The 13,552-nt window shown below is 66.0% G+C and carries 8 protein-coding genes; 7 read left to right on the forward strand and 1 reads right to left on the reverse strand.

What is annotated here, in order from left to right:
* Window positions 1-13: 13 nt before the first annotated feature.
* The 4 genes from JQ580_RS30865 (at window position 14) to JQ580_RS30880 (ending at window position 6,611) form a co-directional block, all read left to right on the forward strand.
* Window positions 14-1,552: a caspase family protein gene (locus tag JQ580_RS30865; protein WP_212284674.1), complete on the forward strand. Its 1,539-nt coding sequence runs from the start codon at window positions 14-16 to the stop codon at window positions 1,550-1,552.
* 159 nt (window positions 1,553-1,711) lie between these two features.
* On the forward strand, window positions 1,712-2,389 hold the full coding sequence (locus tag JQ580_RS30870) for an OmpA family protein (protein WP_212284676.1): 678 nt from the start codon (window positions 1,712-1,714) through the stop codon (window positions 2,387-2,389).
* A 158-nt stretch (window positions 2,390-2,547) separates the two neighbouring features.
* A complete protein-coding gene (locus tag JQ580_RS30875) occupies window positions 2,548-3,477 on the forward strand; it encodes an RND family efflux transporter (RefSeq protein WP_212284678.1) in 930 nt (309 codons plus the stop codon).
* Window positions 3,477-6,611: an efflux RND transporter permease subunit gene (locus JQ580_RS30880; protein ID WP_212284680.1), complete on the forward strand. Its 3,135-nt coding sequence runs from the start codon at window positions 3,477-3,479 to the stop codon at window positions 6,609-6,611. The genes JQ580_RS30875 and JQ580_RS30880 overlap by 1 nt, the downstream gene beginning before the upstream one ends.
* 147 nt (window positions 6,612-6,758) lie before the next feature.
* Here JQ580_RS30880 and JQ580_RS30885 read toward each other — a convergent pair whose 3' ends face one another.
* The gene (locus JQ580_RS30885) at window positions 6,759-7,433 is read right to left on the reverse strand and encodes a Crp/Fnr family transcriptional regulator (RefSeq protein ID WP_106953138.1); all 675 of its coding nucleotides are present in this window, start codon (window positions 7,431-7,433) and stop codon (window positions 6,759-6,761) included.
* Between the two features lie 235 nt (window positions 7,434-7,668).
* Between JQ580_RS30885 and JQ580_RS30890 the strand changes: the two genes are divergently transcribed.
* From JQ580_RS30890 to JQ580_RS30900, 3 genes are all read left to right on the forward strand, one after another.
* Window positions 7,669-9,747, forward strand: coding sequence for an AsmA family protein (locus JQ580_RS30890; protein ID WP_212284682.1), 2,079 nt, complete (start codon window positions 7,669-7,671; stop codon window positions 9,745-9,747).
* A gap of 220 nt (window positions 9,748-9,967) precedes the next feature.
* Complete coding sequence (locus JQ580_RS30895; RefSeq protein ID WP_212284684.1) at window positions 9,968-12,415, forward strand: adenylate/guanylate cyclase domain-containing protein; 2,448 nt, start codon at window positions 9,968-9,970, stop codon at window positions 12,413-12,415.
* A gap of 262 nt (window positions 12,416-12,677) precedes the next feature.
* The gene (locus JQ580_RS30900) at window positions 12,678-13,505 is read left to right on the forward strand and encodes a hypothetical protein (RefSeq protein WP_249134564.1); all 828 of its coding nucleotides are present in this window, start codon (window positions 12,678-12,680) and stop codon (window positions 13,503-13,505) included.
* Window positions 13,506-13,552: the final 47 nt, after the last annotated feature.

The following is a 13,552-nucleotide window of genomic DNA, read 5'->3' on the forward strand; positions in this document are numbered from 1 at the left end:
GACCGCGCTGATTATGAAAATTCGCTTCTTCTTTCTTCTGTCCTTGCTCGTCTCGCTCGTCCCGACTGCCCCGTCGCTCGCGGCCGGTGATCGCTTCGCGCTGGTCATCGGCAATGCCAAATATCCGGACGCGGATGCCCCGCTGAAGGAACCGATCAACGATGCCCGTGACGTCGCCGACGAGCTCAAGCGCGATGGCTTTTCGGTCGACCTCGCCGAGAATCTGACCGGCGACGGCATGCGCCGCGCCTTCGAGAAGCTCTACGGCAAGATCAAGCCGGGATCGGTAGCGCTGGTGTTCTTCAGCGGCTTCGGCATTCAGTCGGCGCGCCAGAGCTACATGCTACCGATCGATGCGCAGATCTGGACCGAATCCGACGTGCGTCGTGACGGTTTCAGCCTCGAGACCGTCCTCGGCGAGCTCAACACCCGCGGCGCCGGCGTCAAGATCGCGCTGATCGACGCCTCCAGGCGCAACCCGTTCGAGCGCCGGTTCCGCAGCTTCTCGGCCGGCCTGACCCCGGTGATCGCGCCGAACGGCACGCTGGTGATGTATTCGGCAGCGCTGGCCTCGGTGGTCTCCGATGCCGGCGGCGAGCACAGCCTGTTCGTCCAGGAGCTCCTGAAGGAGATTCGGGTCCCCGACCTGATGGCCGAGGAGACGCTCAACCGGACCAAGATGGGCGTCACCCGCGCTTCGCGTGGCGAGCAGGTGCCGTGGATATCCTCTTCATTGGCCGAAGATTTCTCCTTCAGCCCAGGAAGTGGCGGATCGCGTCCGGCATCTGGCGCGCCGCCTGCGCCTCCCGCCCCGCCGCCGGTCGTCGCCAACAACCCGCCGCCGGCACCGCCCGCCGCGCCGACACCGCCTCCGCCGTCGAAGCCGGCCAACACCGCTGCGGCACCCGCGCCGCCTCAACCGCCTGCGCCGGCGCCGCCCCCCGCGCCGAAGCCGCAGGTCGAAGCCGCCTTGCCGCCACCGCCCCCACCGGTATTGCCGATCGAGACTGCCCCGGCGCCGAGCATGGACAGCGGCCCGAGCGCTGCTGCGCTGGCTGACGATCCCACGATCAAGAGCCTGACTACCAAGATCGCGGCCAATCCGGACGACGTGAACGCGCTGTACCGGCGCGGCCAGGTCTATGCCAGCAAGGGCGCCTACAGCCTCGCCATCAAGGATTTCGACGACACGCTGAGGATCAACACCAAGGATGTCGAGGCGCTGAACAACCGCTGCTGGACCCGCACCGTCGTGGGCGACCTCCAGGGCGCGCTGAAGGATTGCAACGAAGCGTTGCGGCTGCGGCCGAACTTCGTCGACGCGCTGGACAGCCGCGGGCTCGTCAACCTCAAATCGGGCGCGGTCAAGAACGCCATCGCCGATTTCGATGCGGCGCTGAAGATCAACCCGCGCCTGACCTCCTCGCTCTACGGACGCGGCCTCGCCAAGCAGCGCAACGGCTCCGCCCAGGAAGGCGCGCTCGATATCGCCAATGCCAAGGCGATGGATCCGAACATCGTTCAGGAATTCGCAAGCTACGGAGTGCGCTAGTATTTTTTTGAATTGAGGCAGGTGGTGCCTCGAACCCTTGGTGGCCCTGGGAAGACTAACCAACGGATGCCGCAGGCGGCCTTCCCCGGGGGGCTCCCTGCAGAAGTTTTTCGCAGGAATTTTGGACCGCGCGAGCTGGCTGCGCAGGAGGGACTGGCTATGAAATCGGCTGCAAAGGGAATAACCGCGATCCTGTCGATCATCGCTCTTGGCGTTACTCTTGGCGCCGCGCTGCCGGCCTCGCCCGCCTTCGCCGGCGACGACGGCAACAGCAAGAACGTCACCGAGGACGACATTGTCCGCGCGTTGGCGCCGGCGCCGAAGAAGCCCCTGACCCGCGGCCTCTCGATCACTCCGCAGGCCGAGCCTGCGCCGAACGCCGCCGAGAGCAAGCTGATCCAATCGGTACGCGGCCGCTCGACGCGCTCGCTGTCGTCGACCGAGCGCGAGGAGATTGCCTCAGTCGCCAAGGACAAGCCGAACATCGATCTCGAGATCACGTTCGACTACAATTCGTCCAATATCAGCGCCAAGTCGCTGCCATCCGTGCAGGCGCTCGGCCGTGCGCTGACCAGCCCCGACCTGAAGGGCTCCACCTTCGTGGTCGCCGGTCATACCGATGCCGCCGGCGGCGAAGCCTACAACCAGGATCTGTCGGAACGCCGCGCGGATGCGATCAAGCGCTACCTTGTCGACAAATACAGCATCTCCGCGACCGACCTCGTCACCGTCGGCTACGGCAAAAGCAAGCTGAAGGATCCGAGCCAGCCGATGGCCGAGTCCAACCGCCGCGTGCAGGTCGTCAACATGGAAAACAAGACCACCGCATCGAAGTGAACACGACGTAATCCTTTGAAGTGACAAGTCGTGATGTGGTGTAAAGTCTCGCTTCCAGAGCGCGTCCCGCAGCCTTGCGGGACGCCGCTTTGTTTCAGGGAAACGCTTTTCATGGGCCTCGCGCGGACGGCCGTGAGCCAGGCCAGGATGATCCGGCGATGAACCTCTCCGAATATCTCAAGCCCGCCGGAACCGTGGTGTTCGTCGTCGCGCTCGGCGTCGGCTATTACCTGTTCGAGCATCGCAAGCGTCCCGAGCCGAAGGAGACGCAGACCGAGGCGCTCGTCATCGTGACGAAGTCGACCAACGCCTGCTTCTCCGACCTCGTGCGCGTGACCGGCTTCTTCGTGCCGCGCCGCGAGGCCGTGGTCATCGCCGACCAGGAGGGATCCAGGGTCACCGATCTCTTCGTCACCGAGGGCGCCGTCGTCACCGACAATCAGGAACTGGCGCGCCTGACCGCGCCGCCGCAGATCCCCGGCCAGCCGCAGCGACCCGGCCCGCAAGGTCCGGTCTCGCTAAAGGCACCCGCGCCGGGCCTCGTCACCGAAGTCCGCACCATCGTCGGCGCTCCCGCTTCGCCGCAGGCCGGCCCGATGTTCCGCATCGCCGTCAACAACGAGATCGAGCTCGATGCCCAGGTCCCGGCAGTGCACATGCCAAAGCTCAGCGCCGGCGCCACCGTGCGCATCAGCCGCGACGACGCGCCCGATCTGATCGGCCGGGTCCGGCTGGTTGCGCCCGAGATCGACCGCGTCACGCAGCTCGGCCGCGTCCGCATCAGCGTCACCAACAATCCCTCGCTGAAGGTCGGCGTGTTCGCCCGCGCCTCGATCGATGCCAAGCGAAGCTGCGGCGTCTCGATCCCCAAGACCGCAATCGACCATCTCACCATTCAGGTCGTCAAGGGCAACACGATCGAGACGCGCAAGGTGCGGGTCGGACTGTCGTCCGACAGCGCCACGGAAATCCTGGAAGGGCTCGAGGTCGGCGAAATCGTCGTGGCCGATGCCGGCTCTTCGCTCCATGACGGCGACCAGATCAAAACCATGTTCGCCGATGAACTCGATCGCACGCGGGTACGCTGATGGCACTCAATATCTCGGCATGGTCGATTCGTAATCCGCTGCCGTCGGTCGTCTTCTCGATCATCCTACTGGTTCTCGGCTGGGTCTCCTTCACCAAGCTCGCCGTGACGCGGCTGCCGTCGGCCGACATCCCCGTGATCTCGGTCGTGGTCTCACAGTTCGGCGCGGCGCCCGCCGAACTCGAATCGCAGGTCACCAAGACGGTCGAAGACGCGGTCTCCGGCGTCGAGGGCGTGCGGCACATCACCTCGCAGATCACCGACGGCGTGTCGGTCACCACGATCCAGTTCGCGCTGGAGACCAACACCGACCGCGCCCTTAACGACGTCAAGGACGCGGTGACGCGCGTGCGCTCCAACCTGCCGCAGAACGTCACCGAGCCGCTGATCCAGCGCGTCGACGTGATCGGCCTGCCGATCGTGACCTACGCCGCGATTTCGCCCGGCAAGACGCCGGAGCAGCTCTCCTATTTCGTCGACGACGTGGTCAAGCGCGCCCTGCAAGGCGTCCGCGGCGTTGCCCAGGTCGAGCGCATCGGCGGTGTCGAGCGCGAGATCCTGGTCTCGCTCGATCCCGATCGCCTGCAGGCGATGGGCCTGACGGCGGTCAATGTCAGCCAGAGCCTGCGCGGCACCAATGTCGACGTCGCCGGCGGCCGCGCCGAGATCGGCAAGAACGACCAGGCGATCCGCACGCTCGCCGGCGCCAAGACGCTGGGCGACCTCGCCGGCACCATGATCCCGCTGTTCGGCGGCGGCGAGGTCCGGCTCGACGATCTCGGCACCGTCACCGACACCATCGCCGACCGCCGCACCTTCGCCCGCTTCAACGGCGAGCCCATCGTCGCGCTCGGCATCAAGCGCTCCAAGGGCGCCAGCGACGTGAAGGTGGCCGAGGCCGTGCAGAAGCGCGTCGACGCGCTCAAGGCCGCCTATCCCGACGTCGACCTCAAGGTGATCGACACCTCGGTCGAATATACCAACGGCAATTACCACGCGGCGATCTCGACCCTGTTCGAGGGCGCCATCCTCGCCGTCATCATCGTGCTGCTGTTCCTGCGCGACCTGCGTGCGACCATCATTGCCGCGATCTCGCTGCCCCTGTCGATCTTCCCGGCGTTCTGGGCAATGGACCTGCTCGGCTTCTCGCTGAACCTCGTCAGCTTCCTCGCCATCACGCTGTCGACAGGTATTCTCGTCGACGACGCCATCGTCGAGATCGAGAACATCGTCCGGCACATGAACATGGGCAAATCGCCCTATCGCGCCGCCCTCGAAGCCGCCGACGAGATCGGCCTCGCGGTGATCGCGATCTCGCTGACGATCATCGCGATCTTCGCACCCGCAAGCTTCATGTCGGGCATCGCCGGACAGTTCTTCAAGCAGTTCGGCATCACCGTTTCAGTGCAGGTGTTCTTCTCGCTGCTCGCCGCTCGCTTCGTCACGCCGGTGCTGGCGGCCTACTTCCTCAAACACCATACGCACGAGGAGCCGCCGCCCGGCCGCATATTGCGGTCCTATCACCGGCTCGTGGCCTGGTCGGTGAAGCATTATTTCATCACGGTGCTGATCGGCTTCGGCGTGTTCGCGGCCTCGATCTGGAGCATCACGCTGCTGCCGCAGGGGTTCCTGCCGGCGCAGGACAGCGCACGCTCGCTGATGGCGCTTGAGCTGCCTCCGGGCACTCAGCTCGCCTACACCGAAAAGGTCACCGAGGACATCGTCGCGCGCCTGCGCAAACGGCCCGAGGTGAAGAGCATCTTCGTCGACGGCGGGCGCGTCCCGCCCGGCACCCAGGAAGTCCGCCGAGCCTCGCTGATCATCAATTACACGCCCAAGGATGCCCGCGACATCACCCAGCGCGAGCTCGAATTCTCGATCAGCCAGGAATTGGAGAACATCCCGGACATCCGCTTCTGGTTCCTCGACGAGAATGGCCTGCGCGCCATCTCGCTGGTGGTGACCGGGGTCGATGCCAACATCGTCAACAATTTCGCGAGCGAGCTCGCGACGCAGATGAAGCGCATTCCCACCATCTCCAACGTGATCTCGGAAACCACGCTGGAGCGTCCGGAACTGCGCGTCGAACCGCGCGCCGACCTCGCCGCGCGGCTCGGCGTCTCGACCGAAAGCCTGTCGCAGACCATCCGCGTCGCCACCATCGGCGACGTCGGGCCTGCGCTCGCCAAGTTCGACGTCGGCGACCGCCTGGTGCCGATCCGCGTGCAGCTCGAGGACGCCGCGCGCGGCAATCTGAAGACGCTGGAACAGTTGCGCGTGCCGCTCGGCGAGCGCGGCGAGAAGGGCGGCGTGCCGCTCTCGGTCATCGCCGACGTCAAGCTCGACCAGGGTCCGACCAGCATCAACCGCTATGATCGCGAGCGGCAGGCGACGGTGGCAGCCGATCTCGTCGGCTCCGCCGCGCTCGGCGACGCCACAAAGAAGATCTACGACCTGCCAGTGATGAAGAGCCGGCCGAAGGGCGTGAAGGTCTCGCCCTCCGGTGACGCCGAAAGCCTCAACGAGCTGTCCGACGGATTCGCCACCGCGATCACCGCAGGCCTGATGATGGTCTACGCCGTGCTGGTGCTGCTGTTCGGCACCTTCCTGCAGCCGATCACCATCCTGTTCTCGCTGCCGCTCTCGATCGGCGGCGCGATCGCGGCCCTGCTCCTCACCGGCAAGCAGCTGACCACGCCGGTGTGGATCGGCATCCTGATGCTGATGGGCATCGTCACCAAGAACGCGATCATGCTGGTGGAGTTTGCGATCGAGGCGATTCACGCCGGCAAGCCGCGCGACGAGGCCATGATCGACGCCGGCATGAAGCGCGCACGCCCGATCGTGATGACCACCATCGCGATGGCCGCGGGCATGATGCCGAGTGCTCTCGCGGTCGGCGCTGGCGGCGAGTTCCGCTCGCCGATGGCGCTCGCGGTGATCGGCGGCCTGATCTTCTCGACCATCCTGTCGCTGGTGTTCGTGCCCGCGATGTTCATGGTGATGGACGATCTCGGCGCCCTGATTTGGCGCTTCGCCAAGCGGCTGATTGTGCACAGCGAGGACGCCGAGGCCGACACTCATCACGGCGCGGTGCCGGCCGCGAAAGACGTCGCGCACCGCGCAGCGGAGTAGGATTTCAAGCAAGCGACCAGAGGGCGCACTCAAGCAGAGCGCCCTCATGGCAGTCTGTCACATCAATGACTTTCGCGCGGATCACAACCGACCCTGCGATCTGCATCGGCAAAGCCTTGCAGACACAAGCTTCCGATCGGTTGAGCTCTACTCGTTCCGCGCGATCGCGGTCAGCTTGGTCATGTTCCGCAGCAAGATACGGCCGCGCTGCAGATCGAGGATCGCTTCCTTGCGCCAGGCCTGCAGCTGGCGGTTGACGCTCTCGCGGGCGGCACCGACGAAGACGCCGAGCTGCTCCTGCGAGATGTGCACCTCGGAACCGAAATCGGCGGCGAGCGCGCAGAGCCGCCGCGCCAGCCGCACCGGCAGCGGCTGCAGCATGGATTCCTCCATGCGCTCGCTCTGCCAGCGGATGCGCTGGCACAGCAAGGCAATGATCTTGATCGCAACCTTCGGCTCGCGTTCGAGGAACGCGAGAAAATCTTCGCGCCGCAGCACGAACAATTCGCTGGCCTCGCCCGCGGTCGCATCCGCGGTTCGATTCTGGCCGTCCAGCACCGCGACTTCACCGAACAGGTCGCCCGGTCCCATGAAATTCAGCGTCAGCCGGCTGCCGTCGGATGCGCCGGTCTCGATGCGGACCTGGCCGCGGCGCACGCCGAACAGCGCGTCGCCGGCATCGCCCTTCTGGAACAGCACCTCGCCGTTGCCCAGATGCTGGGTGTGGCAGAGATTGGCCAGGCGCTGAAGCTCGTCTGTACCGAGATCAGCGAACATGGCGTTCATCTTCAGAATGACCGCAAATTCGGCCTGCTTGCTCATTTCAATGTCCTTGTGAACGTCCTGGTCAGTCTTGTTCGCAAATCGCTCGAAACCATCACCATCAGGATCGCGTAAAACCGCGCCGGGGAAGTGTGTCATAAGTCACATAACTTTGCAGCACCCCCTGACTATTTTTACGCGCTTGGAGCCGCTTCCCGTCCGGGGATAAACTCGGGCGCGAAGGACGGTCAGCCGGCGGGATTCGGCGCCGATTGTCCGTCAGTGGAAAGTCGATATGAGAGCAGTGAAATTCGCCGGCGCGGCTTTGGCCGCCGTCATCGTCGTGATCGCAATCCTGCTGGTGATCGGGATCCCCTCGGGCTTCCTGAGCTCGACGATCGCCTCGCGCGTCGAGAGCGCGACGGGCTATCGCCTGGCGATCGACGGCACCACGAAGATCAGCCTGTGGCCGACGCTCAATGTCACCCTCAACGATCTCACGCTGTCCGATCCCAAGGACCGCAGCGGCATCACGCGCCTGACGATCGACAGCGTGCAGGCCGACATGTCGCTCTCCAGCGTCTGGTCGGGCCGCCCCGAGATCAAGGAACTGATCGTCACCCGTCCCGTGCTCTACCAGCCGCTGTTGCGTGAACGCCTGCCGAATGCGGGAGGCTCCTCGAAGCCGCGGGCATTCGACGTCGACGGCGCGTCCATCGGCCGCGTCAAGGTCACCGACGGCGAAGTCGCATTCGCGCGCATGCGCGATCGTGTCGAGGGCCGCATCAGCGCCATCAATGCCGACGCGACTGTCGGCCGCGACCGCAAGGTCGGCATCACCGGCACCGCGCGCGTGGGCGACCATCCGACCAAGTTCGACATCAAGGCGACCACGCCGGCGCCGCCGGCCGACCGGCCGACGATCCCGGTGGATTTCGCCATCGACATGCCCGACGTGCTGAAGTCCCAGCTCACCGGCCATGCCGAGATGCGGATGAACGGCGATATCGTGATGATCAACGGCGTCAATGGCCGACTCGGCGACGGCGCCTTCAACGGCTGGGCTTCGGTCGACATTGCCAGCAAGCCGCTGGTCAAGCTCGATCTCGACTTTCAGCGGCTGGCTGTACCGCTGGCGAAAACGCCGGAGGGCGCGGCCGGGCAGCCGTGGAGCAATGCGCCGATCGACGTGTCCGGGCTCAATTACGTCGATGCGCAGGTTCGTATCTCCGCGAACGAAGCCGTGATCGGCGATGCCCGGATCGCGCCGCTGGCGCTCGATGCCAAGCTTGCCGGCGGCGTGCTGAAGGCCGGCACCGCCAGTCTCGGCGCCTATGGCGGCCAGGTTTCGGGCGAGGTGATCCTGGACGCGACCACCGGCGCGCCGAGCTTTGCCATGCATTCCGACCTCGTCGGCGTGCGCGCATTGCCGCTGCTGCAGAGCCTCGCCGAATTCGACCGCATCGACGGCAAGCTGCAGGCCAAGCTCGCCTTGCGCAGTGCCGGCACCAGCCAGCGTGCGCTGATGGCGAACATGCAGGGCACGGCGTTCGTCAATTTCCAGGACGGCGCCATCCGCGGCATCAACGTCGCGCAGATGATCCGCTCGCTGACATCCGGCACGCTGTCCGGCTGGCAGGACAGCCAGAGCGCCGGCCAGGAGCAGAGCACGGATCTGTCGCAGCTCTCGGCCTCGTTCCGCGTTGACAAGGGCCAGGCGGTGACGACCGATCTCAACCTGATCGGACCGCTGGTGCGCGTCACCGGCGCCGGCACCATCGCTCTCGACACCAAGATGATGGGCTTTCGCGTCGAGCCGAAGCTGGTGCTGACGACCGAAGGCCAGGGTCGCGCCAACGAGCCGGTCGGCTTCGGTATTCCCGTGATGATCCAGGGTTCCTGGTCGCAGCCGAAGATCTACCCCGACATGGCCGGCATGCTGGACAATCCGGACGCCGCCTATGCCAAGCTGCGCGAGATGGGCAAGGGCCTGTTCGGACCCGACGGCGCCGGCCTCAGCAACATCCTGGGCAGTCTGGGCAATCTTGGCCTCGGCGGCACCACCGCGCCGAGCGGCAGCAATGCGCCCCCCGGAAGCGCAAATCCGCAAGCGCAGCAGCCGGGACAGAACAATCTGCTCGGCGGGCCCTTGGGCGAGGCGATCGGCAATTTGATTCAGCAAGGACTGTCCAATGGCGCGGGAAGCAGCACCGGCGCCGCGCCAGGCAGCGGCCGCAGCCGCAGCCTGCCGGCGACGCCCTCCACACCGTCCCCGCAGGCCTCGCCCGCAGCTCCGGCCCTCGACGACCCGCCGGTCGCCCAGCAGGACAGTCAGCCAATGAACGACGTGCTGCGGCAACTTTTCAACCGTTGAGGGGCGGATTGGCGGGCTTGGCTCCAAGGCCACCCGCTTACACCAGCCGCCCCGCGTCCGGCTTCCTCCGAACGGAGGAGGCAGGGGCGATCCGTCCCGTCTTGCCTGCCACGGCGTCCCACGGCGGGTAACCACGCCGGCTGCCCGGCGGTCCTTTGGCCCGAATTGTGATAGAAAGACCCCGCAGCGCCGGCGTCGATGGCGGCGCAAGAGGATCGGGATGTCAGGAGCGAACGACAAGACACGGTTTCTGCGCGAGGGCCTGTTCGCCAAATACGTCGTCTCCCTCGTCGGCCTCGTCGTGTTCGTGCTCGCCGTCAACGGCGCGATGGAGACCTGGATCTCCTACCGCGCCACAAGGACCCAGCTGACCGACGGCCTCGAGGACAAGGCGCAAGCCGCCGCCCGGCGGATCGAGCAGTCGATCTCGGAGCTCGACCGCCAGATCAGCTGGGTGACGCGGGCGAGCCAGGACACGCTCGAAAAGCGCCGCGCCGACTACGCGTCGCTGCTGCACCAGGTCTCGGTCGTCAACCAGCTGTTTCAGCTCAACGGCGAGGGCCGCGAGGTGCTGCGCGTCTCGCGCCAGTCGACCACGACGGGCAGCAACGCCGACCTCTCCCGCGACATGCGCTTCACCGACACGGTCGCCCGCGGCGTCAGCTACGCGCCGGCCTGGTTCGCCGACGGGACGCCGTTGATGTCGATCTCGGTGGCGCATTCCGGCTTCAATGCCGGCGTCACCGTGGCCGAGATCGATCTCGGCTTTCTTTCCGACTTCCTGTCCGACGCGCAGGTCGGCAAGGCCGCCTTTGCCTATGTCGTCGATCCCCGCGGCCGCGTGCTGGCGACGTCGTCGAAAGGGCCCGAGATCGGCAAGGATCTGTCGAAGCTGCCGCAGGTCGCGGCCGCGATCGCGCCCGGCCATGAGGGCGACAGTTCGGGCACCGACTTCAACGGCCAATCGGTGATGAGCGCCGCCAGCACCGTGCCGAAGCTCGGCTGGAGCGTGCTGTTCGAGCAGCCGACCACGCAGGCCCTGATGCCGATCCGCGACCAGTTGGTGCGCATCGCGCTGCTGATCGGGATGGGGCTGATGGTCGCGATCCTCGCCGGCACGCTGCTGGCCCGCCGCATGATCATCCCGATCACGGCGCTGCGCGACGGCGCGCACAGGCTTGGCGAGGGCGATTTCAGCCACCGCATCGACGTGAAGACCTCGGACGAGCTGGAAGATCTCGCCGGTCAGTTCAACCGCATGGCCGACCAGATCCAGGAGACCTATTCGAACCTGGAGAGCAAGGTCGAGGAGCGCACGCGCGATCTGGCGCAGTCGATCAACGAGCTGAAGGTGCTTGAGGAAGTCGGCCGTGCCGTCGCGTCCTCGCTCGATCTCAACGCCGTGCTGCCGACGATCGCCGCGCGCGCGATCGAGATCACCCATGCCGACGCCGTGCTGATCTACGGCTTCGATGCCGAGACGCGCCGCTTCAACCTGGTCGAGGCCGGCGGCATCGACAGATCCGCCGACGGCGCCCACGTCACCATCGACGAAGGCGAGAACATCCTCAGCGATGCCGCCAGGAGCGGCGAGCCGATCGCGCTTGCCGACATCGACCGGGCTAGCGAGCAGCCGTTGCGCGAGGCGGCGATTGCGGCCGGCTTCCACTCGGTGCTGGTCGTGCCGCTGGTCGACCAGCAGGGCACGCTCGGCGCGCTGGTGGTGCTGCGGCGCGCGAGCGGCGAGTTCGCCGCCAGCATCATCGGCCTGATGCGCACCTTCGCCAACCAGGCCGTACTGGCGATGCGCAATGCCCGGCTGTTCACCGAGGTCGACCACAAGAGCCACGCGCTGGAGACCGCGAACGAGACGGTGCGCGCCCAGGCCGACAAGCTGCGGATGCAGACCGAGCAATTGAAGGACTGGAACAAGTCGCTGGAGGAGCGCGTCAAGACCCAGCTCGGCGAGATCGAGCGCATCCGCAAACTGGAGCGTTTCCTGGCGCCGCAGGTGGCGCAGCTGATCGCATCCTCCGACAGCCCGGAAGGCCTGCTCACCAGCCAACGCCGCGAGGTGACCGTGGTGTTCTGCGATCTGCGCGGCTTCACCGCGTTCACGGAAGCGACCGAGCCGGAAGAGGCGATGAACGTGCTGCGCGAATATCACGCCGCGCTCGGCAAGCTGATCTTCAAATACGAGGGCACGCTCGACAAATATGCCGGCGACGGCGTGATGATCCTGTTCAACGCGCCGATCCAGTTCGAGGACCACACCCAGCGCGCCGTGAAGATGGCAGTGGAGATGCGCGAGACCATCGGCCCGCTGACCGAGCGCTGGCGCAACCGCGGGCACAGCCTCGGCTTCGGCATCGGCATCGCGGTCGGCTATGCCACGCTCGGCCAGGTCGGCTTCGAGCAGCGGCTGGAATATGCCGCGATCGGCAGCGTCACCAATCTCGCCTCACGCCTGTGCGGCGAAGCCAAGCCCAACCAGATCGTGGTCAGCCGGCGCGTCTACGGCATCGTCGAGCCCTGGGTCGAAGCCCGCGCGCTCGACGATCTCCAGCTCAAGGGGTTCAATCACCCGGTGCTGGCGATGGAGATCCTGAACTGGCGCGACGAAGTCGAGAACGTGGTGGATGCGTCGGTGGCGCGTCGGCGCGGGTAGTCGCTGCCAAAAATGCGAAAACAACCCCATGCACAGTAGACGGGGCCTGCAAGATCAACGAGTTACAAAGGGCGTTTGGACGCTCGCGCGCACCGCTGTTTGACACGTCGGGCAAAACATCGAGGAAGCTCTTTACCTCGCCTCCCCTCACGAACCCGATCTCCGCTCACCACGACTAACCCTCGCCTCAACGGCGAGGCAACTATTTGGATGGAGACCACCTGTGGCATTTGCCTTGCCTTCGCGCGCTTATGATCTGCAGATGCTGGGGCGTCCCGTCGACCGGTCGCGCGATCAGGGCTGGGTCTATGGCCTGCCGCCGGGCATCACGAGCGAGCAATGGCCGCTCGATCCCGTCACCGGCTATCCCTTGATGCACGGCTTCACGCTGCTGCTGCCGGAGGATTATCGCGTGCATGGCGAGGACATCGTCGCGGTGTCGTTCTTTGCCACCGCGCCCGATCACAATGACGGCGGCGCGCCGGACGACCCTGAAGTCCGCGAAGCCGTGCGGGCGAAGCCTTCCCATCCGCGCCTGTCGCGGATGACCGACATTCTCGACTACGACTACGCCGCGCTGCTGCTGACGCGCGCCGAATACGAAGGCCCGTTCGCGACGCCACCCGCGCCGCTTGCGCTGGCGACGGCCGAGCGGCCGCGCTGGCTCGATGTCGGCGGCGCCTGCGCCTTCTTCGAGGCCGCGCCGCCGTTCGCCAAGAAGATGCTCGGCGCGTCGCCGCGCACCGATCTCGGCGAGACCCGCGCCATCGCGATCGCGCCGCGCGCGGATGATCCCAACGCCGGCAAGGGTCCGCAGGACGAGCACGGCGGCAGCAACCCGCCGACCGGCTATCAGCCCTATTACTTCTATGCCGGCGGCCAACCGGGCCGCGAGAATTTCCGCCTGCATGACTGGGCCAAGGATCACGCTCACAATCATCTCGGCGGCACCATGCGGCCGTGCCAGGCGGTGCCGGAGATGAGCCCGTTCTACATCGAGTTCGAGGAATATTTCGGCGGCTACAATTTCGGCGGCGGCAATGCGCAGCTCGATTTCAAGGAGATGAAGTTCGACTGGGCCTGCGGATGATCGCGGCGAGCGTGCGACTCCCGACGGCGCTCAACCAGAACTGTAGA

The sequence above is a fragment of the Bradyrhizobium sp. SZCCT0148 genome (genome assembly GCF_018129985.1).
GTDB lineage: Bacteria > Pseudomonadota > Alphaproteobacteria > Rhizobiales > Xanthobacteraceae > Bradyrhizobium > Bradyrhizobium japonicum_H.

What these genes read in the sequence shown, in the direction of transcription:
- JQ580_RS30865 (WP_212284674.1), top strand. Translation starts at nt 14, where the DNA reads ATGAAAATTCGCTTCTTCTTTCTTCTGTCCTTGCTCGTCTCGCTCGTC.
- JQ580_RS30870 (WP_212284676.1), top strand. Translation starts at nt 1,712, where the DNA reads ATGAAATCGGCTGCAAAGGGAATAACCGCGATCCTGTCGATCATCGCT.
- JQ580_RS30875 (WP_212284678.1), top strand. Translation starts at nt 2,548, where the DNA reads ATGAACCTCTCCGAATATCTCAAGCCCGCCGGAACCGTGGTGTTCGTC.
- JQ580_RS30880 (WP_212284680.1), top strand. Translation starts at nt 3,477, where the DNA reads ATGGCACTCAATATCTCGGCATGGTCGATTCGTAATCCGCTGCCGTCG.
- JQ580_RS30885 (WP_106953138.1), bottom strand. Translation starts at nt 7,433, where the DNA reads ATGAGCAAGCAGGCCGAATTTGCGGTCATTCTGAAGATGAACGCCATG.
- JQ580_RS30890 (WP_212284682.1), top strand. Translation starts at nt 7,669, where the DNA reads ATGAGAGCAGTGAAATTCGCCGGCGCGGCTTTGGCCGCCGTCATCGTC.
- JQ580_RS30895 (WP_212284684.1), top strand. Translation starts at nt 9,968, where the DNA reads ATGTCAGGAGCGAACGACAAGACACGGTTTCTGCGCGAGGGCCTGTTC.
- JQ580_RS30900 (WP_249134564.1), top strand. Translation starts at nt 12,678, where the DNA reads ATGCTGGGGCGTCCCGTCGACCGGTCGCGCGATCAGGGCTGGGTCTAT.